The organism is Microbacterium sp. W1-4-2 (assembly GCF_058349885.2).
In genome coordinates this window covers 1-19070 of record NZ_JBYRJC020000005.1, presented here as the reverse complement: position 1 = coordinate 19070, position 19070 = coordinate 1, and the positions used below count along the sequence as shown (strand labels likewise).

General features: G+C 71.3%; 16 protein-coding genes. 3 read left to right on the top strand and 13 right to left on the bottom strand.

Annotation, left to right across the window (positions count from 1 at the left end):
• Window positions 1–186 precede the first annotated feature (186 nt).
• Window positions 187–1617: an MFS transporter gene (locus AC3RX0_RS16000; RefSeq protein WP_491507005.1), complete on the top strand. Its 1431-nt coding sequence runs from the start codon at window positions 187–189 to the stop codon at window positions 1615–1617.
• Here the strand turns inward: AC3RX0_RS16000 and AC3RX0_RS15995 are convergent.
• The 7 genes from AC3RX0_RS15995 to AC3RX0_RS15965 form a co-directional block, all read right to left on the bottom strand.
• Complete coding sequence (locus AC3RX0_RS15995; RefSeq protein WP_491507004.1) at window positions 1603–2589, bottom strand: SLAC1 family transporter; 987 nt, start codon at window positions 2587–2589, stop codon at window positions 1603–1605. The genes AC3RX0_RS16000 and AC3RX0_RS15995 overlap by 15 nt on opposite strands.
• A 102-nt stretch (window positions 2590–2691) precedes the next feature.
• Window positions 2692–3543 carry an aldehyde dehydrogenase family protein gene (locus AC3RX0_RS15990; RefSeq protein ID WP_491507003.1) on the bottom strand — a complete coding sequence of 284 codons (852 nt, stop codon included), beginning with the start codon at window positions 3541–3543 and terminating at the stop codon, window positions 2692–2694.
• Window positions 3540–5093: an aldehyde dehydrogenase family protein gene (locus tag AC3RX0_RS15985; RefSeq protein ID WP_491507002.1), complete on the bottom strand. Its 1554-nt coding sequence runs from the start codon at window positions 5091–5093 to the stop codon at window positions 3540–3542. Before AC3RX0_RS15985 ends, AC3RX0_RS15990 begins: the two co-directional genes overlap by 4 nt.
• A gap of 13 nt (window positions 5094–5106) precedes the next feature.
• The gene (gene deoC, locus AC3RX0_RS15980) at window positions 5107–6108 is read right to left on the bottom strand and encodes a deoxyribose-phosphate aldolase (protein WP_491507001.1); all 1002 of its coding nucleotides are present in this window, start codon (window positions 6106–6108) and stop codon (window positions 5107–5109) included.
• On the bottom strand, window positions 6108–7055 hold the full coding sequence (locus tag AC3RX0_RS15975; protein WP_491507000.1) for a sugar-binding transcriptional regulator: 948 nt from the start codon (window positions 7053–7055) through the stop codon (window positions 6108–6110). The genes deoC and AC3RX0_RS15975 overlap by 1 nt, the downstream gene beginning before the upstream one ends.
• A gap of 82 nt (window positions 7056–7137) precedes the next feature.
• On the bottom strand, window positions 7138–8112 hold the full coding sequence (locus tag AC3RX0_RS15970; protein ID WP_491506999.1) for a bifunctional riboflavin kinase/FAD synthetase: 975 nt from the start codon (window positions 8110–8112) through the stop codon (window positions 7138–7140).
• Window positions 8109–8552 carry a hypothetical protein gene (locus tag AC3RX0_RS15965; protein ID WP_491506998.1) on the bottom strand — a complete coding sequence of 148 codons (444 nt, stop codon included), beginning with the start codon at window positions 8550–8552 and terminating at the stop codon, window positions 8109–8111. The genes AC3RX0_RS15970 and AC3RX0_RS15965 overlap by 4 nt, the downstream gene beginning before the upstream one ends.
• Before the next feature lie 179 nt (window positions 8553–8731).
• Here AC3RX0_RS15965 and AC3RX0_RS15960 point away from each other — a divergent pair, with 179 nt between their 5' ends.
• Entirely contained in the window at window positions 8732–9880 is a 1149-nt protein-coding gene (locus tag AC3RX0_RS15960) for a peptidoglycan DD-metalloendopeptidase family protein (RefSeq protein ID WP_491506997.1), read from the top strand.
• 51 nt (window positions 9881–9931) lie between these two features.
• Here the strand turns inward: AC3RX0_RS15960 and AC3RX0_RS15955 are convergent, their stop codons facing one another.
• From AC3RX0_RS15955 to AC3RX0_RS15945, 3 genes are read right to left on the bottom strand one after another with little or no spacing between them, the layout of a single operon-like run.
• On the bottom strand, window positions 9932–10300 hold the full coding sequence (locus AC3RX0_RS15955; RefSeq protein WP_491506996.1) for a hypothetical protein: 369 nt from the start codon (window positions 10298–10300) through the stop codon (window positions 9932–9934).
• Window positions 10297–11229 (bottom strand): tRNA pseudouridine(55) synthase TruB, encoded by a 933-nt coding sequence (gene truB / locus AC3RX0_RS15950; protein WP_491506995.1) that lies wholly within the window; start codon window positions 11227–11229, stop codon window positions 10297–10299. The genes AC3RX0_RS15955 and truB overlap by 4 nt, the downstream gene beginning before the upstream one ends.
• Window positions 11229–11864 (bottom strand): nucleoside/nucleotide kinase family protein, encoded by a 636-nt coding sequence (locus AC3RX0_RS15945; RefSeq protein ID WP_491506994.1) that lies wholly within the window; start codon window positions 11862–11864, stop codon window positions 11229–11231. Before AC3RX0_RS15945 ends, truB begins: the two co-directional genes overlap by 1 nt.
• A 52-nt stretch (window positions 11865–11916) precedes the next feature.
• Here AC3RX0_RS15945 and AC3RX0_RS15940 point away from each other — a divergent pair, with 52 nt between their 5' ends.
• Entirely contained in the window at window positions 11917–12831 is a 915-nt protein-coding gene (locus tag AC3RX0_RS15940) for an iron-sulfur binding domain-containing protein (protein WP_491506993.1), read from the top strand.
• A gap of 49 nt (window positions 12832–12880) precedes the next feature.
• Here the strand turns inward: AC3RX0_RS15940 and AC3RX0_RS15935 are convergent, their stop codons facing one another.
• The 3 genes from AC3RX0_RS15935 to infB all read right to left on the bottom strand — a co-directional run.
• Window positions 12881–16228, bottom strand: a complete 3348-nt coding sequence (locus AC3RX0_RS15935; protein ID WP_491506992.1) for a S8 family peptidase — start codon at window positions 16226–16228, stop codon at window positions 12881–12883.
• A 249-nt stretch (window positions 16229–16477) separates the two neighbouring features.
• Window positions 16478–16912 (bottom strand): 30S ribosome-binding factor RbfA, encoded by a 435-nt coding sequence (gene rbfA, locus AC3RX0_RS15930; protein WP_491506991.1) that lies wholly within the window; start codon window positions 16910–16912, stop codon window positions 16478–16480.
• A gap of 56 nt (window positions 16913–16968) precedes the next feature.
• A partial coding sequence (infB, locus tag AC3RX0_RS15925) for a translation initiation factor IF-2 (protein ID WP_491506990.1) occupies window positions 16969–19070 on the bottom strand: 2102 nt, incomplete at its 5' end.

Below are 19070 nucleotides of genomic sequence, written 5' to 3'. Positions count from 1 at the left end.
GCACGCGCTCGAACGGGGGCGCAGACGGGGCGGGACGCATCGGCCTGCAACCGTCGCTTCGGCGTCGTGCCGCTGATGATCCCGACCGCTATTCTACGGCATTCCGGCTGTCGGCATGCGGTGCGCGCCGCGAGTCGCGTCCGGAAGGCCCTGTCGGGTGTCGCAGGCGTGGCCTATGGTTTTGGCGTGGACGAGGCGGCGAACGCGAGCGGCCGGGCAGGCGAGTCGACGAGTGCCGCGGGCCCGACCGCACGGACGCGGCGGCTGGTGCTGCTCATCGCCATCCTCGCGTCGTTCGTGTCGTTCCTGGACGGCACGGTCGTCACCGTGGCCCTCCCCGCCATCCAGCGGGAACTGGGCGGAGGTCTGGCGACGCAGCAGTGGGTCGTCGACGCCTACCTGATCACGCTGGGCTCGCTGATCCTGGTGGCAGGATCGCTCAGCGACGTGTTCGGACGCATGGTCGTGCTGCGCGTGGGCCTGATCGGCTTCGGTCTCACCTCGATCGCGGCCGCCGTCGCGATCGATCCCCTGTTCCTCATCGTCGCTCGCGGACTGCAGGGCATCGCCGGCGCGCTGCTCGTGCCGAGTTCGCTCGCGCTGATCACCTCGACATTCCGCGGCCCTGCGCAGGCGCGCGCGATCGGCACGTGGACCGGCGCCACCACCGTCGCGATGCTCGTCGGCCCGGTCCTGGGCGGCGTGTTCGTCGACCTCGTCTCGTGGCGGCTCGTGTTCCTGATCAATGTCCTGCCGATCGGCGTGACGCTGTGGCTGCTGGCGATCCTGCACCAGCGCGACCGGCGCCTGCCCGACGCGACCGTCGACTGGCTCGGCGCCGTGCTGTGCACGGCGGGGCTCGGGGGAACCGTCTTCGCGCTCATCGAGCAGGAGCGACTGGGCTGGTCGTCGCCGGCGATCTGGGGATCGATGGCCGGCGGCGTGCTGTGCATCGCGGGGTTCCTGGTGCGCCAGCGCTTCGCGCGCGAGCCGATGATGCCGCTCGCGCTGTTCCGCATCCGCAACTTCTCAGCGGGCAACCTCGCGACCGCGTTCATCTACGGCGCGCTCTCGCTCAACGGCCTCGTGCTGACCGTCTATCTGCAGCAGGGCGCAGGACTGCCTGCGACCCTGGCGGGCCTGGCGAGTCTGCCGTCGACGATCATCATGATCCTGTTCAGCTCGCACGTGGGCGCATGGGCGGGCAAGCTCGGGCCGCGTCTGTTCATGACGGCCGGTCCGATCGTCATGGCGGGCGGAGTCGCGCTGCTGCTGACGGTGCGCGAAGGCTTCGACTACTGGCTGCAGGTGCTGCCCTCGGTGATCGTCTTCGGCATCGGGCTCACCCTGACGGTCGCGCCGTTGACGGCGGCGATCCTCGGGGCGATCGACACCTCCCGCAGCGGCATCGCCTCGGCCGTCAACAACGCCGTCTCGCGGATCGCGGGACTCGTCGCCGTCGCCCTGCTCGGCCTGATCGTCGGCGGCGTGCTGAACCTGCAGGGGTTCTGGCATGCTGCGATCGTGACCTCCGCGATGTTCGCCCTCGGCGGGGTGATCTCGTTCGCGGGCATCCGCAACCCGCGCGTGTCGCCGGGCTCCTCACCGACCGCATGATCGGATCGCTTGAGCCCCGCGGGCGCCGCCGATGATGTGCACGGCCGCGATCGCCACCCACACGACGAGCGTCTCGACGGCGACCGCCACAGCCAGCGGCCCGACGCGCAGCGCCGGCGCGAGAGCCGCGACCTGGGCGGTCCCCAGCGCATAGACCCCGCTTGAGAACGCCGGTGGCCACGCTCCGCCCAGACGCCGCCGACGCCACAGCGCGCGCAGGCTGCCGACGGCCATCGGCACGAACATCGCCGAGGCCACGGCCCAACAGCACACCGCGGTCGCCGCGAGCGCGCCGGTTCGGCCGGGGACGACCGCGCCGACGTGTCCGAGCGCATCGGCGGCCAGTCCCCCGCATCCGGTGACGATCCACCAGGCGACGCCGGGCGCGCCCGCGAGGCGATGGCGCACGACGCGCACGGTCGCCGCCACGAGAAGCAGCGCGTACCCGACGACGCCGGACCACACGCACCACACGGCCACGGTCACCGACGCCGACGCCTCAGCCGGTGCAGCGGTGCGAACGAGCACCACGGCGGCCGCGGCATCCGCCAACAGCGCCGCCGGCGCGATGAACCAGACACCGTTCACCGCGGCGAGCCCCGGACGCGTCCACGGCAGCCGCCCGATCACCGCGACCAGCAGAACCGCAGTGGACGCCCACGCCGCCCAGACGCATCCCGTGCGCAGCACGGCGATCGCCGGTGCGCCGTCCGCGGCCAGGGCCACGGCGATCACACCGAGCCCCACGGGAATCGTGAAGTGCCCGAACCCGACGCGCAGCGCATCCGGCCGGCGGATGCCGGCGACGCCCTTCACGGTGACCGCGGCCGCGATCAGGACGGTCAGGGCCACGAGCACCGGCGCCCAGGTCGTCAGGCCCACGAGGTCGCACAGCTGCGCGGCCGCGCCGGTGGCCATCACCGCTCCGAACGGCAGACCGGTGCCGCTCTTCGCGGACCGCCGGACACTCATCTCACTGTCGAGTCTGGCACGGCTGCGCCCCGGCCGCCGCCCGAGCCGCGTCTCACAGGGTTCGGAGGATCGCAGCCGGACAGCAGGATCGGGATGCCGGGACTACAGCATGCTCTTGGGGTGCCACACCGTCTTGACCTCGGTGAAGGCCGCGATCCGCTGCGGCGAGGCGACCGGGTCGCCCGGCACGAGCACGCGCTTGAGGGTCTCGGCGGCGCGCATCTGCAGGTCGATCCAGTCGATCTCGCCGGCGCCCGCGAGATCCAGCGCGTTGACGTCGGCGTGGTCTGCGAGCCAGGGGCCGAGCTCGGCGGGCGAACCGGTCAGGACATTCACGACTCCCCCGGGCACGTCGCTGGTCGCCAGCACCTCGGCGAGGCTGATCGCCGACAGCGGGAACCGCTCGCTGGCCACCACGACCACGGCGTTGCCGGCCACGAGCGCCGGTGCGAGCACCGCCACCAGCCCGAGCAGAGCGGAGTCCTGCGCAGCGATGGCGGCGACCACGCCGGTGGGCTCGGGCGCAGAGATGTTGAAGTAGGCGCCCGCGACGGGGTTCAGCCCCCCCGCGACCTGTGCGTACTTGTCGCACCAGCCGGCGTACCACACCCACAGGTCGACCGCCGCGTCGACCTGGGCGCCTGCGGCCGCAGGCGACACGCCCTCCTGCGCGACGATCTCGTCCACGAACTGCGCGCGACGGCCCTCGAGGATCTCGGCGACGCGGTACAGCACCTGCCCCCGGTTGTAAGCCGTCGCCCCCGCCCAGCCGGACTGCGCCGAGCGCGCGGCGCGCACGGCGTCGCGGGCGTCCTTGCGGGAGGCCTTGGCCGCGTTCGCGAGGAATGCGCCCTTGGCCGAGACGACCTCATACGTGCGGCCTGACTCGCTGCGCGGGAACGCCCCGCCGATCGCGAGCTTGTAGGTCTTGGGAACGGTCAGTCGGGCGCTCATCGCGAGACCTCCTTGCGGCTCTTGCGGGCGGGCTTGTCCGCCGCCGTCGTTTCGGCCCGCTTCGCTCGCGCAACGGCCGGGCTGGACGTCACCCGCTCGACGGCGGGCGCCGAGCCGGCGGGCTTGAGATAGGCGGCCAGGCCGTGGCGGCCGCCCTCGCGGCCGTAGCCCGACTCCTTGTAACCGCCGAAGGGCGAGGCCGGATCGAACCGGTTGAACGTGTTCGCCCAGACGACCCCGGCGCGCAGCCGGTCGGCGACGGCCAGGATGCGCGAGCCCTTGTCGCTCCAGATGCCCGCCGACAGGCCGTACGGCGTGTTGTTGGCCTTGGCGATGGCCTCGGCCGGGGTGCGGAACGTGAGCACCGACAGCACCGGTCCGAAGACCTCTTCGCGTGCGATGCGGTGGGATGCCTCGACCCCCGTGAAGATCGTCGGGGCGAACCAGAACCCCTTGTCGGGAATCGCGCAGTCGGCGGTCCAGCGCTGTGCGCCCTCCTGCTCGCCGGCGTCGCTCAGCGTGCGGATGCGGTCGAGCTGGGCCGACGAGTTGATCGCGCCGATATCGGTGTTCTTGTCGAGCGGGTCGCCGAGGCGCAGGGTCGACAGCCGCGACTTCAGCCGGTCGATGACCTCGTCGTGGATCGATTCCTGAACCAGCAGGCGGCTGCCCGCGCAGCAGACGTGCCCCTGGTTGAAGAAGATGCCGTTGACGATCCCCTCGATCGCCTGGTCGATGGGCGCATCGTCGAAGACGATGTTGGCCGCCTTGCCGCCGAGCTCGAGCGTGAGCGACTTGCCCGTGCCCGCAACAGCGCGCGCGATCGAACGGCCCACTCCCGTCGAGCCGGTGAAGGCCACCTTGTCGACGTCGGGATGCCGCACCAGGGCCGCTCCGGTCGCCCCGGCGCCGGTGACGATGTTGACGACTCCGGGCGGAAGGTCGGCCTGCTGCAGGATCTCGGCGAAGATCAGCGCCGACAGCGGCGTGGTCTCGGCCGGCTTGAGCACGACGGTGTTGCCGGACGCCATCGCCGGCGCGATCTTCCACGCGAGCATGAGCAGCGGGAAGTTCCACGGGATGACCTGGCCGGCCACGCCCAGCGAGCGCGGGTCGGCGCCCAGGCCCGCATAGTCGAGCTTGTCGGCCCAGCCGGCGTAGTAGAAGAACCAGGCGGCGACCAGCGGCACGTCGACGTCGCGGCTCTCTTTGATCGGCTTGCCGTTGTCGAGGCTCTCGGCCACGGCGAGCTCGCGCGCCCGCTCCTGCACGAGCCGTGCGATGCGGAAGAGGTATTTGCCGCGGTCGCGGCCGCTCATCTTCGCCCACACCTTGGCGTGCGCGCGGCGCGCGGCCGCGACGGCGGCGTCGACGTCGGCGTCCGAGGCGAGTGCGATCTCGGCGATGCGCGACTCGTCGGCGGGCGAGATGGTCGTGAACGAGCCGCCGGTGCCGTCGACGAACTCACCGTCGATGAACAGGCCGTACCGCTCTTTCAGGTTCAGGATGCTGCGCGACTCGGGGGCCGGCGCGTACTCGAGGAAGCTCATGCTCAATCCCTTGTCAATCGAGAGTGACGTAGTCGGGGCCGGAGTACCGGCCGGTGGACATCTTCTGCCGCTGCAGCAGCACGTCGTTGAGCAGGCTCGACGCGCCGAAGCGGAACAGGTGCGGCTGCAGCCACTCCTCGCCGACCGTCTCGGCGACCGTGACGAGATACTTCACGGCATCCTTCGACGTCCGGATGCCGCCCGCCGGCTTCACGCCGATGCGCTCGCCGGTCAGACGCCGCCAGTCGCGCACGACCTCGAGCATCAGCAGCGTCACCGGCAGCGTCGCCGCGGGCGACACCTTGCCGGTGGAGGTCTTGATGAAGTCGCCGCCGGCGAGGATCGCGAGCCACGACGCGCGCTTGACGTTGTCGTACGTGTTCAGCTCGCCGGTCTCGAGGATCACCTTCAGCGAGGCGGACGATCCGTCGGCCCGGTGACAGGCCTCTTTCACCTGCACGATCTGGTCGAACACCTGCGAGTACCGGCCGGCCAGGAACGCGCCGCGATCGATCACCATGTCGATCTCGTCGGCGCCGGCGGCCACCGCGTCGCGCGTGTCGGCGAGCTTGACCTCGAGCGAGGCCCGTCCGCTCGGGAACGCCGTCGCGACCGCGGCCACGCCGATCTTCCCCTCGTCGGGGTCGCCGTGCCGATCGCCGAGCGCTTCGATCGCATACGGCACCATGTCGCCGTACACGCAGACCGCCGCCACGGGCGGGCAGGCCGGGTCCGTGGCATCCGGGTGCTGCGCCTTCGCGACCAGCGAGCGCACCTTGCCCGGCGTGTCGGCGCCCTCGAGCGTCGTCAGGTCGATGAGGCCGATGATGCGGTCCAGCGCCCACGCCTTCGAGGTCGTCTTGATCGATCGGGTGCCGAGGGCTGCCGCGCGCTGCTCGAGGCCGACGGCATCCACCCCCGGCAGTCCGTGCAGGAAGCGCCGGAGCGTGCCGTTGTCGGGCGCGCCCCCCAGGACGTCGACCGCGGTGCGGCGACTGAGTTCGCGTGTGGTCATCACTCCTCCAGAAGTGCTCGGGCGGTGGTCTCGTCGGTCACGATCACGGTGCACAGCCCGGTCCCGACGACGGTGCGGGCGAGGTCGTGCTTGGACGCGCCCGAGGTCACGAAGACGGCGACGTCGGCCTGGCGCAGCCGCGCGAGCGGCATTCCCACGGTGCGGGCGTCCAGGGCCGGGTCGACGATGTTGCCGTCGGCGTCGAGATAGCGGCCGAGCACGTCGCCGACCGCGCCGCGCTGCCGCAGGCGTCGGATCTCGGCGACGTCGAGATAGCCGTTGTCGACGTGCGCGGACGATTCGTCGCACACCCCGGCCGAGAAGACGTACGCATCGGCCGCGGCGGCACGGGCGAGGACGCCGGCCACGGTGCGGTCGGCCTGGATCGCCTGCGCCGTCTCCTCCTGCTCGAGGATCGCGGGGCTCGGCAGCAGCACCGCCTCACCCGACGCGCGTTCGGCGATCGTGGAGGCCAGGTGCGCGGCGCCGCCGGGGCGACGGTTCACGCTCACACCCCCGTTGACCTGCACGACGGTGACGCCGTGCGCCCAGCCGCGCGGCAGGTGGTCGGCGACGGCGGTCAGGGTGCGGCCCCAGCTGACCCCGAGCGTGCGGGGCACCGGCCGCAGCGCACGCAGGTGGTCGGCGGCGGCCTGCGCGACCCGGTCGCCGAGCGCCGCGGGGTCGTCGGCGGCGGGGACCACGACGGCGTCGCTCAACCGCTCGAAGCGTTCGACGAGCGCGCGTTCGACGCCCAGGCGCCTCGCGCCGGGATGGACGATCTCGATGCGCACGATGCCCGATTCGCGGGCCTGGGTCAGCAGTCGCCCGACCTTCCAGCGCGAGATGCCCAGCAGCGCGCCGACCTCGTCCTGCGTCTTGCCGGCGTCGTAGTACAGCTCGGCGACGCGGACCGAGAGCAGCTCTTCGTCCACGGCGGTCTCCACGCATCCGAGAATACGCGGCATCCCGCATTCGCGCACCGTCGTGCGCATATGAGCAGTAACCGCGGCGACGGCTGCTCATCCGTCAGTCCAGCAGCACCCGCACGCGCTCGACGTCGTCGGCCATCTGCGCCTTCAGCGCGTCCACGCCGTCGAACGCGACCATGCCGCGCACCCGCTGCACGAACTGTACTTCGACGTCGTGGCCGTACAGGTCCAGGTCGGTCTGGTCGAGCGCATAGGCCTCGACGACGCGGACGGGCACGTCGTCGAACGTGGGGTTGGTGCCGACGCTGATGGCCGCGGGGTGCCTGACCCCGCGGCGTGGGATGCCGGGGCCCGCGCCGTCTGTCGGGCCCTCGTCGACGAGCCACCCGGCATACACGCCGTCGGCGGGGACGAAGCCCTCCATGTGCGGCGACAGGTTCGCCGTCGGAAAGCCAAGCTCCCGCCCGCGCTTGAGACCGTGCACGACCTCGCCCCACACCGCGTGCGGCCGGCCGAGCAGATTCGCTGCGGCTGCCACGTCGCCGTCGGTCAGCAGCTCGCGGATCCAGGTCGACGAGACGCGCCGCTCGGCGATGTCGGCGCGCACGTCGTCGATCAGGTCGACCCGGTACCCGAACCGCTCCCCCAGCTGCTCGAGCATGGCGGGACTGCCGGCACCGCCCTTGCCGAACCGGAAGTCCTTGCCGACCAGCACGGTCTGCACGCGGAGGGCACCGACGAGGACCTGCTCGATGAACTCCTCCGCGGGCTGGGCGGCCATCTGTGCGTCGAAGCGCAGCACCAGCACGGCGTCCGGACCGGTCTCGGCCAGCAGATCGAGCTTCTGGTGCAGCCCGATCACGTCTTCAGGACAGATGTCCGGTCGCAGTGTGGCCAGTGGATTGCGGTCGAACGTGACCGCCACGACCGCGGCGCCCGTGGCCGCGGCATCCGTCTTCGCGCGCTCCAGGATCGCGCGGTGACCGGCGTGCACGCCGTCGAACTTGCCGATCGCGACGACGGAGGGCCCGAACTCCGCGGGCACCTCGGCCGGGTCGCGGAAGACGATCACCGCGCGACCGCCGACGGCGTCTCGGCAGCGGTCACCGGCCTGTGCGCGATCAGCCACCACAGCCCGAAGAAGGGCAGCACGAGCGGGACGAACACATATCCCATGCCGAAGAACGACCACACCGTCGCTTCGGGGAACAGCTCGGGACGCACGAGACTGAGCGTGCCGATCGAGAGCACGCCGACCATCTCGAACAGGATCGCGACCCACGCGATGCGATACCAGACGCGTGAAGCCGACAGCACGAGCGCGAGGGTGGCGACGATGTAGACGACGGCGGAGGCCGCCGAGAGCGTGAACGCGAGCGGGGCATGATGGAACCGCTCGATGATCTGCACGAGCGAGCGGCCCGTGGCGCCGAGGGCCAGGATGCCGTAGACGACGACGAGGACGCGGCCGATGCCGGTCATGCGGCGACGGGGGCTGGATGGCGTTGACATGTCACGTCGATCCTAACTTCCGCCGCGCCGGCCCCTCACCGCGCCTGCACCATCTGGCTCGTCAGTCTCTTACACCTCACCAATATCAGCAGTAGACAGACACACCGTTAGATGACAAACTTCTAATGCCGGTACCCGACCGCATCCCTGTCCATCTCCTCACCACCGAAGTGCCTCTCATGCGATCGACCCGTACCATTCTGCCCGCCGTGCTCGCGGCCGCAGCCCTCACCATCGCGCTGGCCGCCCCGGCCCCGCCCGCCGTCGCCGCCGACCTCCAGATCGTCGACGTCGCGCAACCCGCTCCCCCGGCCGCGACGACGTTCACCACGCCGCTGCGGGTGGGCTACACCGTGTCGTCCTTCTACGGGCCACGGTGCATGCCGCTGCCCGGCGCATCCACGTTCCACGAGGGTCTCGACATGGCGGCGCCCCGCGGCACCCCCATCTATGCCATCGCCGCCGGGGTCGTCGTCGCGACCGTCGACGGCACGACGTCGCGGGCGGGGTATGTCAAGCTGCGCCACTCGATCGGCGGGGTGACGTACACGTCGATCTACTACCACATCTGGAAGTCGACGACCCGGGTCAAGGTGGGTCAGGTCGTCGCCGCGGGCCAGCGCATCAGCGAAATCGGCTCGAGCGGCGTCTCGAGCGGCCCCCACCTGCACCTGGAGATCTGGCAGGGCGAGCCGGGATCGGCCCATTCCCTCGACCCCGCACCGTTCCTGAAGGCGCGCGGCCTCGATCTGTATCGCGGGGCCCGGGCGGTCACCGCCACCAGGCCGCCGGCCTCGTGCACGTACTACGCCACCACGTCGGTCAACTTCCGCACGGGTCCGTCGACGGCGACCGCCGTGATCCGCACGCTCACGGTGGGGACCGCGATGGTGCAGGTCCCGGGTCGGGCGACGAACGGCTTCCTGTCGGTGCGCATCGGCACCCAGGGCGGCTGGATCTCGTCGGCCTATGTGTCGCCCACCAAGCCGCGCGTGGTCGCACCGACTCCGACGCCCGCGCCGACGGCCGCCGCGCCGGCCCCGGCCAGCGTCTCGCCGAAGCCCGTCGTCTCCACCGCCCCCGCTCCCAAGCCCGCCGTCGTCAGGCCGAAGCCCAAGCCCGTGGTCGTGGCGCCCGCGCCGGCGACCTACAAGACCACGGCCGCGCTCAACCTGCGCACGTCACCGTCGCTGAAGGGCGCGAGGATCCTGGTGATCCCCCGCGGCGCCTCGGTCGGAACGATCAAGGCCACGAGCGGCGTGTGGCGCAAGGTCGTCTACAAGGGCAAGACCGGCTGGGTGCACTCCGCCTACCTCAAGAAGCGCTGAGCACTCGCAGATTCGAGGGCAACGTCTCGCGGGCGGGCGGGCGCGGCGGGGTCAGGCGCCCTGGATGGTCCAGATGACGTGCATGCGCCAGACCATCACGGCGACGGCGAGGGCGGCGATGCCCATGATGACCGTGCTCCAGCGGCTGCGCTCGATGAGCGCCCACACGGCGCCGGCGGGCGGCAGCAGCACCGCTGAGACGAGGTACACCCAGAACTCGAGCAGGCTGCCGGTGGGCGGGTTGCCGGCCAGGGGCGCGACGACGGCGATCACGACCTGGGCGATCAGCAGCAGTTCGAGCACGGCGAGCGCCCCGACGCTCAGGTCGCTCGGCCGCCGTCCGGCAAGGCCCAGCACGACGCACAGCACGCCGCCGACGGTCGCCACCGCGACGGTGACGAGGGTGAACCACAGGATCATGGATGCTGCTCCTCGGGCATGTTCATGATGCTCTTGACCTCGGACCCGCGGCGCTCGACGACGCCGATCAGCACACCCTCGGGGTCGATCGCCGCAGCGCGCGGCCCGTCGAAGGCGAGGCCCGCGACGCGCTTGCCGTGACGCAGGTCACGGGCGCAGTCGGCGTCGACGTGCAGTGCCGGCATGACGGCGGCGGCGATCTCGCCGGCCGCGCGCAGCGGGGCCGCGACCAGGGCCTCGGGCAGCGCGGCGGGCGCCGCGGCGCCCACGGCGTCCTCCACGGCGAACGGGCCGACGCGGGTGCGCCGCAGTGCCGTGAGATGGCCGCCCACGCCCAGATCCTCGCCCAGGTCGCGGGCCAGCGCCCGGATGTAGGTGCCGCTGGAGCAGTCGACGACGACGTCGAGGTCCAAGCATCCCTCGCTGCGTCGCTGGGCCCGCACGTCGAAACGCGAGACGACCACGTCCCGGGCCTTGAGCTCGATCGCGGCGCCCTCGCGGGCCAGGTCGTAGGCGCGGCGCCCGTCGATCTTGATCGCCGAGACCCGGCTGGGCGCCTGCGCGATCGGGCCGGTCAGGCGCGCGATCCCTGCGGCGAGATCGTCGTCGGCGATCGCAGCCACGGCCACGGCGTCGGCGCGTGCGACGATCTCGCCGTCGGCGTCGTCGGTGGCGGTGGACTGGCCGAGGCGGATCGTCGCCTCGTACGTCTTGTCGAGGCCGACCAGGAACGTCAGCAGCCGGGTCGCCGCCCCCACGCCCAGGGTGAGCAGGCCGGTCGCCATCGGGTCGAGCGTTCCCGCATGCCCGATCTTGCGCGTGTTCAGCGCACGCCGCGCCCGGGCGACGACGTCGTGGCTGGTCATCCCCGGGGGTTTGTCGACGAGCAGGATGCCGTTCGGGGCGGGCGCCTGCGCACGGGCCGGCATCAGCAGGAGTCCCGGAACACCTGTGCGGGCCGCCGCGGATCCGAGACGTCGACGATCGCCGACGCGTTCTCGGCGGGCTGGTCGGCCAGGTAGGCGACCTCTGCCGGCGTGTACGGCGCGTCCGCGGAGCGGCCGGGGCGGTCGGCGAATGTGGGCTCGGGCAGCTCGAGCCAGACCGAGAAGTGCCAGATGCCGCGCAGGCGCCTGGTGTTCAGGTATGCGCCGTCGACGACGACGATCGCATCGTCGGGAGCGGTCACCCAGCGCGCTTCGAACGGCTGATTGCGGCGCGCGTCCCACCCCTTCAGCTGGAAGCCCGTCGTCGCCGAGGTCTGCCGCCCATTGCGGAAAGGGTCGACGAGCACCCGGCGGAACAGCTCCTCGTCGAACCCCGCCGGCGTGCGCTCGCCGTCGCCGCGCTCCGCGCGCGGGAGCAGGAAGTCCTCGGCGTTCGCACGGAAGACGGCCGAGTCGTCCTCGCCGAGGATCGCGGCGAAGTCGTCGGCGAAGGGCCGGGTGGGAACGCCGGGCAGTGCGTCGACCGCCACGAGCAGGCGGCCGGCCGGATGGTTCTGCCGCAGCTGCGTGCGCAGATCGCGCAGCAGCGTGTTCTCGGGCGTGATCGGCAGGCGCATGGATCCAGCTTATTCGGCCGGGTCGGGGCGCCGATCGCCATAGGCTGAACCGGTGCCCGATACCGCCGTCGACCCCACCGCGCCGCTGGTCGCGACCCTTTCGGCGCCTCTTGTGACCTGGTACCGCCGGAACGCCCGCGATCTGCCGTGGCGCCGGGACGCGTTCCACGAACGCTACGGCGCCTGGGGAGTGCTGGTCAGCGAGTTCATGCTGCAGCAGACGCCCACCGCCCGGGTCATCCCGCACCTGGAGGCCTGGCTCACGCGCTGGCCGACGCCCGGGGCGCTGGCCGCCGAGCCGCCCGCCGCGGCGGTGCGGCAATGGGCGAACCTCGGCTATCCGCGTCGGGCGCTGTGGCTGCACCGTGCGGCGACGCAGATCCGCGACGAGCACGACGGCGTCGTGCCACGGGACGTCGACGCGCTGCTGCGCCTGTCCGGCGTCGGCGACTACACGGGCCGCGCGGTCGCCGTGTTCTCGTACGGGAACCGGCATCCCGTCGTCGACACCAACACCCGCCGCGTGCTCGCACGGGCAGTGGACGGGGTGTCGCGGCCCGGCCCGCCGTCGCCGCGCGACCTGGTCCGAATGGGCGCGGCACTGCCCGCAGACGACACCGATGCCGCCGTCATGAACGCCGCCACGATGGAGCTCGGCGCCGTCGTGTGCACGGCGCGCGCGCCGCGCTGCGACATATGCCCGATCGCGCATGCGTGCGCGTGGCACGCGGCCGGCCACCCTGACACGGGCGACACGCGGCGCAAGCAGGCGCGGTACGAGGGCAGCGACCGGCAGGCACGCGGCGCGGTGCTGAAGGCGCTGCGGGATGCCTCGTCGCACGCGATCGTGCACGAGGCGGTGATCGCCGACTGGCCGGATGCCGGACAGCGGGACCGCGCGATCGACTCGCTCATCGTCGACGGACTCGTCGAAGCCGAAGACGGCATGCTGCATCTGCCGCGCTGACAGGCGAACGGCCCGGCGCGTCACCGCGCCGGGCCGTTCGCTCAGAGCCTCAGCCGCCGAGCTTCACCACCTCGGCACGCCGGCCGCTCGCGCCGTGCAGGTGCAGCACCAGAGCCTGATCCTTGTGGCCCTTGGCGTTGCCCTTGCCGTTGCCGTCACCGAGCGTGGCGCGGGTGTACGGGATGGCGGTGCCGCCCTGGTCGGCGTACAGCGGCGAGTCGACGGCGATCGTCGGCTTGACCACGTTGTACGAGACCGGGCCGACGTCGTCGATGTCGCCGTTCGCGTTGACCGCGTAGTAGCTGTACGTGCCGACCGAGTAGGTGATCGGGAACGACTTCGTCTTCTCTGTGACCCCGATCATCGCCGGCCACACCGGGATGTTCAGCACGTTCGTGTCGAACACATTGGTGTTGACGTCGGCGAACGTGAAGTTCACCGGCTCGAGGTCGATGGCTTTGCCGGTGTTCAGGTCCACGAGGTTGGCCAGCAGCACGTCGGTGCCGCTGTAGTTCTGAACGTAGACCTCGTAGTCGGGCTTGCCGTCACCGGTCGTGTCGATGTCGACGTAAGGGATCGTCGAGTTGCCGACCGTCGCCCAGTCGCCGTACGTCGCGATCGAGAACCACAGCCACCCGTCCGCGTAGCTGCCGTTCTGATCGGGCGAGGACCCGGCGCCCACGTAATGCAGGTCGCCGGCCGTGGCCGTCTCGTTGACCGTGCAGTTCTGCGTCACCTTCTCGCCGCACGCCGGCAGCTTCGGGCTGGTCGCGCCGAGCGTGGCCACCGACAGCAGCGACTGGTAGCCGGCCGCGTCGTCGCCCTGGCTGACGCCGGTGCCCGAGGTCACCAGCGCGCGCTTGTCGCCCACGTGTGCGTCGGCGGTCGTCGTCTGCGACGCGGGCTTGGCCGCACCGTACACGGGCACTCGCAGCGGGGCGGCCGAGGAGCCGTCGACGTCGATCATCAGCCGGCCCGAGGCATCCGCCACGAACTGACGCGCCACACCGAGCTGCTTCTGCTCCATCGTCGGGTCGATCGTGTTGCGCAGCTTCGCGGTCGTGATCGTCATGGTGACGGTGACCTTCGTGGAGCTGCCCGCCGCGACCGTGACGGTGCTCGGCGTCACGGTGTACGCCACACCGGGCTGCGTGTTGCTGCCGTCGTACGACAGGTCTGCGGTGACCGCCTGGTCGCCCGTGTTCTGCAGAGTGACGCTGCGGGTCTTCGTGACCGTCGCCTCGGTGGCCGGGGCCTCGACGGGACCGAACGACGCCGAAACGCCGCCGGGGACGTCCTCGGAGTACGCGAGCAGCGTGTTGCCCACCGCCGCCAGCGCGTCCACGCGGCCGGCGCCGTCACGGGCCGGGCTGTAGACGTCGCCGGCACGATCCTGACCCGCGTAGAGGTCATGGCCGGCGGTGTTCATGATGTCGGCCTTGACCTGCTCCGGCGTCCAGTCGGGGTGCGCGCTCTTGACGAGGGCGGCGATGCCCGCGGTGTGCGGGGTGGCCATCGACGTACCCGACATGTTGACTGCGCCGTCGCCCGAGCCCAGGCCCGCCGACAGGATCGTGTCGCCGGGGGCGCTGACGTCGGGCTTGACCACGCCGATGCTGCCGTGCGTGCCGCGCGACGAGAACGAGCTGATCAGATCGTCGATCGACGGGTCCACTGCGTCCACGCCGAGGGCGAGCGAACCGTCGAACGTGACCCGCAGCGCACCGGCCTCGAGAGCCGGCCGCAGCTGGTCGGTCGCCGGCTTCGTGAGCTGGAACACGGGGATGTCGGCGTCACCGGTGATCCCCGCCGTGAACGGGTTGACGTCGCCGGTGAAGATCGCGCCGATGGCACCGGCGGCCTTCACGTTGCCGGCGCGCGCGGCCGATCCGCAGCGGCGCGAGGCGTCGTTGGAGTCCCAGGTCAGCCAGGCGACCTTGCCGGTGACGGCGGCGGCGTCGGCGGCCGAGAGCGGGGCGCAGCCGTCCGCGTCCGCCGCGGACAGGGCGACCACGTCGCCGGTGACCGGGGCGCTGCTCGACCACGGGTACGCGATGGAGTTCTGCCCGGCGACGATCCCGGCGACATCGGCCGGGGCGTCGACCTTCAGTCCGTCCAGCTGCTGGAACGAGTCGACGGAGCTTGCGACGGCCAACGAGCGGATCGCATTGCCCGGCGAGCCGCCGGTATCGGTGAGGTCGCCGTTGTTGCCCATCGCGATGACCGGCAGCACGCCTTGCTTCGCGAGCTCGTCGACGACATCGTTCTCGGGGTCGTCCGCGGTCGCGTAATCAGAGCCCAGCGACATGTTGACGATGTCGGCCTTCACCATCGAGCCGTCGCCGTTGAGGTCCAGCGACCGGTCGAGGGCCGGGATGACGACGTTCGTCGATCCGGTGCAGCCGAACACCTTCAGCGCATACACGGTCGCCTCGGGCGCCATGCCCGGCACGACCTTCATCTTGGCGATGTCGTCCGACGTCAGTGTCGAGTAGTCGCCGGTGAACGTCGAGCCGTCGGCGTTCTCGCCGTAGCCGGCAGCGATGCCGGCGACGTGCGTGCCGTGCGGACCGCAACCGATCGGGTCGGGGTCGGGGTGCGCGATCGGCTGATAGTCGTCGGCATTCGGGTCGGCGTTGTAGTCGTCGCCCGAGAAGTCGTAGCCGCCGCCGACCTTGACCTTCGCCATGGCCGTGAGCGCGCTGTACCAGTCCGGATTCGTGCTGTTGGCGTGCGCGGCGTTCCACGCCGCCTTGGTGCCGGGGCCGCCGAAGTCGGCGTGCGTGTAGTCGAGGCCGGTGTCGATGACGGCGATCTTCACGCCCTCGCCCGTGTTGTGCGTCTGCTGCCATGTGGCGACCGTGTTCGTGAGGTCGGAGCCGTTCGCATTGTCGGTGTGCTTGGGCACCAGCGGGGTGATCTTCACGACGTCGCCGCGGTCGGCGATCGCGCGGATGGCCGCGATGTCGGCGTTGATCGCCACACCGGGCAGGGCGTTGCCGACCTGCCACAGCTCCCTTGCCGAGCGGTCCTTCTTCTTGGCTTCGCCCACCACCGCGGCCGACTTCGCCGCGGCGGCCTTCTTCGCGGCCTTGGCGCTGGCCTTCTGCGCGCTCTTGCTCCCGCCCCTGGCGGCCGCGGCATCGGCCGCGTCGGCGGCGCCCTGGCCGCTGAGCTGCACGAACACCGCGTGCCGACCGGTCATCCGGTCGAGCCCCGCGGCCAGCTTCGACGCTGAGAGCTTGCCGTGGGGCGCGGTGCTGATCGCGGGTGCGGGTGCCGGATCGCCGGCTGTGCCGGCGGCGCTGGCGACGCCCGGCCACATCATCGCACAGGCGATGGCGGCCGCAGAGGCGACGGCCAGCGTGCGCCCTCGGTGACGGAATTGGCTGGTCATGTGATGACACTCCTTCGTGCCGAACGCTCGGCCGGGCGACGGGGCCGTTCCCCGCGGACCGTCAGCGCCCACGGGTGTGGGAGCCTGCCGAGACACGGACGCAGATCACGCTATCGGTCGCAGGCCGATCACCACCACTGCCCGTTGCGGAGTGTCGGGAGCATTCGCGTCGCTCCGGAATTCGGAGCCGACGGCCGGGCGCGTCAGGCCGCAGGGCCCGCCGTGTGCGTCACGGTCGCCGCGCGCGATTCACTCGGCGTCGTCGTACTCGCGCGGCTTGACGTACGGGTCGGCGTCGCCGGCGTGGGTCGCGCCGGCGGCCAGGCCCGCCACAGCGGCATCGCGCTCGGCGGCCTCGCGCAGCAGGTCCTCGATGTGTCCCGCGCTCTCGGGGATGGCGTCGTGGATGAACTCCAGCGTCGGGGTCAGGCGCACGCCCAGCTGCCGGCCCACCTCGCTGCGCAGCAGCCCGGTCGCGGCGCGCAGCGCGTCGGCGGTGTCCTGCCGCTCCTTCTCGTCGCCGAGCACGGTGTAGAACACCGACGCGTGCTGCAGGTCACCCGTCACGCGGACGTCGGTGATCGTGACGAAGCCCAGTCGCGGGTCGCGCAGACCCTTCTCGAGCCGCTGCGCGATCAGGACGCGGATGCGGTCGGCCAGGCGTGCCTGTCGCTCTGAAGACATGATTCCTCCTGAAGGCGCGGGGGACGCCGGACGGCGTCCCCCGCGCAGGTGCGGCCTCAGCCGCGGGGCTTCTCCACCATCTCGGTGGTCTCGATCTCGTCGCCCACCTGGATGTCGTTGTACTTGCCCAGGCCGATACCGGCTTCGAAGTCCGTGCGGACCTCGGTGACGTCATCCTTGAACCGGCGCAGCGACTCGATGGCCAGCCCGTCCGCGATGACCACGCCGTCGCGGATGACGCGGGCCTTCGCGTTGCGGGTGATGGTGCCCGAGCGGACGATGACACCGGCGATGTTGCCGAACTTCGACGAGCGGAACACCTCGCGGATCTCGGCCACACCCGACTGGACCTCTTCGAACTCGGGCTTGAGCATGCCCTTGAGCGAGTTCTCGATGTCTTCCAGCGCCGAGTAGATGACGGAGTAGAAGCGGATGTCGACGCCCTCGCGCTGAGCGCGCTCGCGTGCCTTCTGGTCGGGACGGACGTTGAAGCCCACGATGATCGCGTTGTCGATCGTCGCCAGGTCCACGTCCGACTCGGTGATCGCACCCACACCGCGGTGCAGGATGCGCAGCTGCACCGAGTCGTCGACCTCGATCTTCAGCAGCGACTCCTCCAGCGCCTCGACGGCACCGGACACGTCGCCCTTGATGATGAGGTTGAGCGACTCGACCTTGCCCTCTTCCAGCGCCTTGGTGAAGTCTTCGAGCGAGATGCGCTTGCGGGCCTTGGCCAGCTGCGCGTTGCGCTCGGCGGCCTCGCGCTTCTCGGCGATCTGGCGCGCGGTGCGGTCCTCGTCGGTGACGATGAACGTGTCGCCGGCGCGCGGGACGGAGTTCAGACCCTGCACCTGCACCGGACGCGACGGGGCGGCCTCTTCGACCGCGTCGCCGTTCTCGTCGACCATCGCACGGACGCGGCCGAAGGCCGTTCCAGCCACGATCGCATCGCCGACCCGGAGCGTTCCGGACTGGATGAGCACCGTCGCCACCGAACCGCGGCCCTTGTCGAGCTTGGCCTCGATGGCCACACCGCGGGCGGCCTTGTTCGGGTTCGCACGCAGATCGAGACCCGCGTCGGCCGTCAGCAGCACCGCGTCCAGGAGGTCCTGGATGCCGATGTTCTCGCGAGCCGAGACATCCACGAACATGACATCCCCGCCGTACTCCTCGGCGACCAGGCCGTACTCGGTGAGCTGCTGGCGCACCTTGGCCGGGTTGGCGTCGGGCTTGTCGATCTTGTTCACCGCGACCACGATCGGCACGTTCGCCGCCTGGGCGTGGTTCAGCGCCTCGACCGTCTGCGGCATGATGCCGTCGTCGGCGGCGACCACGAGGATCGCGATGTCGGTGACCTGTGCACCACGGGCGCGCATCGCGGTGAACGCCTCGTGACCCGGGGTGTCGATGAACGTGATGGCTCGCTCGACGTCCTCGTGCTCGGTCCAGATCTGGTACGCGCCGATGTGCTGGGTGATGCCGCCGGCCTCGCCCGCCACGACGTTCGTCTGCCGGATGGCGTCCAGCAGGCGCGTCTTGCCGTGGTCGACGTGGCCCATGACGGTGACCACCGGGGGACGGATCTCGAGGTCGGAGTCGTCCTCGTCGGCCAGCTCCTGCTCGAGGTCCAGACCGAAGCCCTCCAGGAGCTCTTTGTCCTCGTCCTCGGGCGAGACCATCTGGATCTTGTAGCCGAGCTCGGCGCCCAGCACCTCGAACGTGGCCTCGTCGAGCGACTCCGTCGCCGTGGCCATCTCACCGAGGTTGAACAGGATCGTCACCAGGGTGCCCGGCTGCACGGTGTAGCCGCGCAGCGCCTCGAGCTTGTCGGCGAAGTCGGAGATCGACGCGCCGCGGCGCAGGCGGATGATCTCGCCATTGCCCTTCTGGACGTTGACGCCGCCGACGACCGGCGCCGACCGCATCTCGAACTCTTGCCGCTTCGCCCGCCTCGACTTGCGCTGCTTGGACTTGCCGCCGCCCTTGCCGAAGGCACCCGCGGTGCCGCCGCCGGGACCGCGACCGCGGCCACCGCCGCCGGGACGACCGGCGAAGCCGCCGCCGGGACGACCGGCGAAGCCGCCACCGGCGCCACCGGCACCGGGAGCGCCGCCGCCCGGACGACCGGGCCGCTGCTGGAACGGGGCACCGCCGCCCG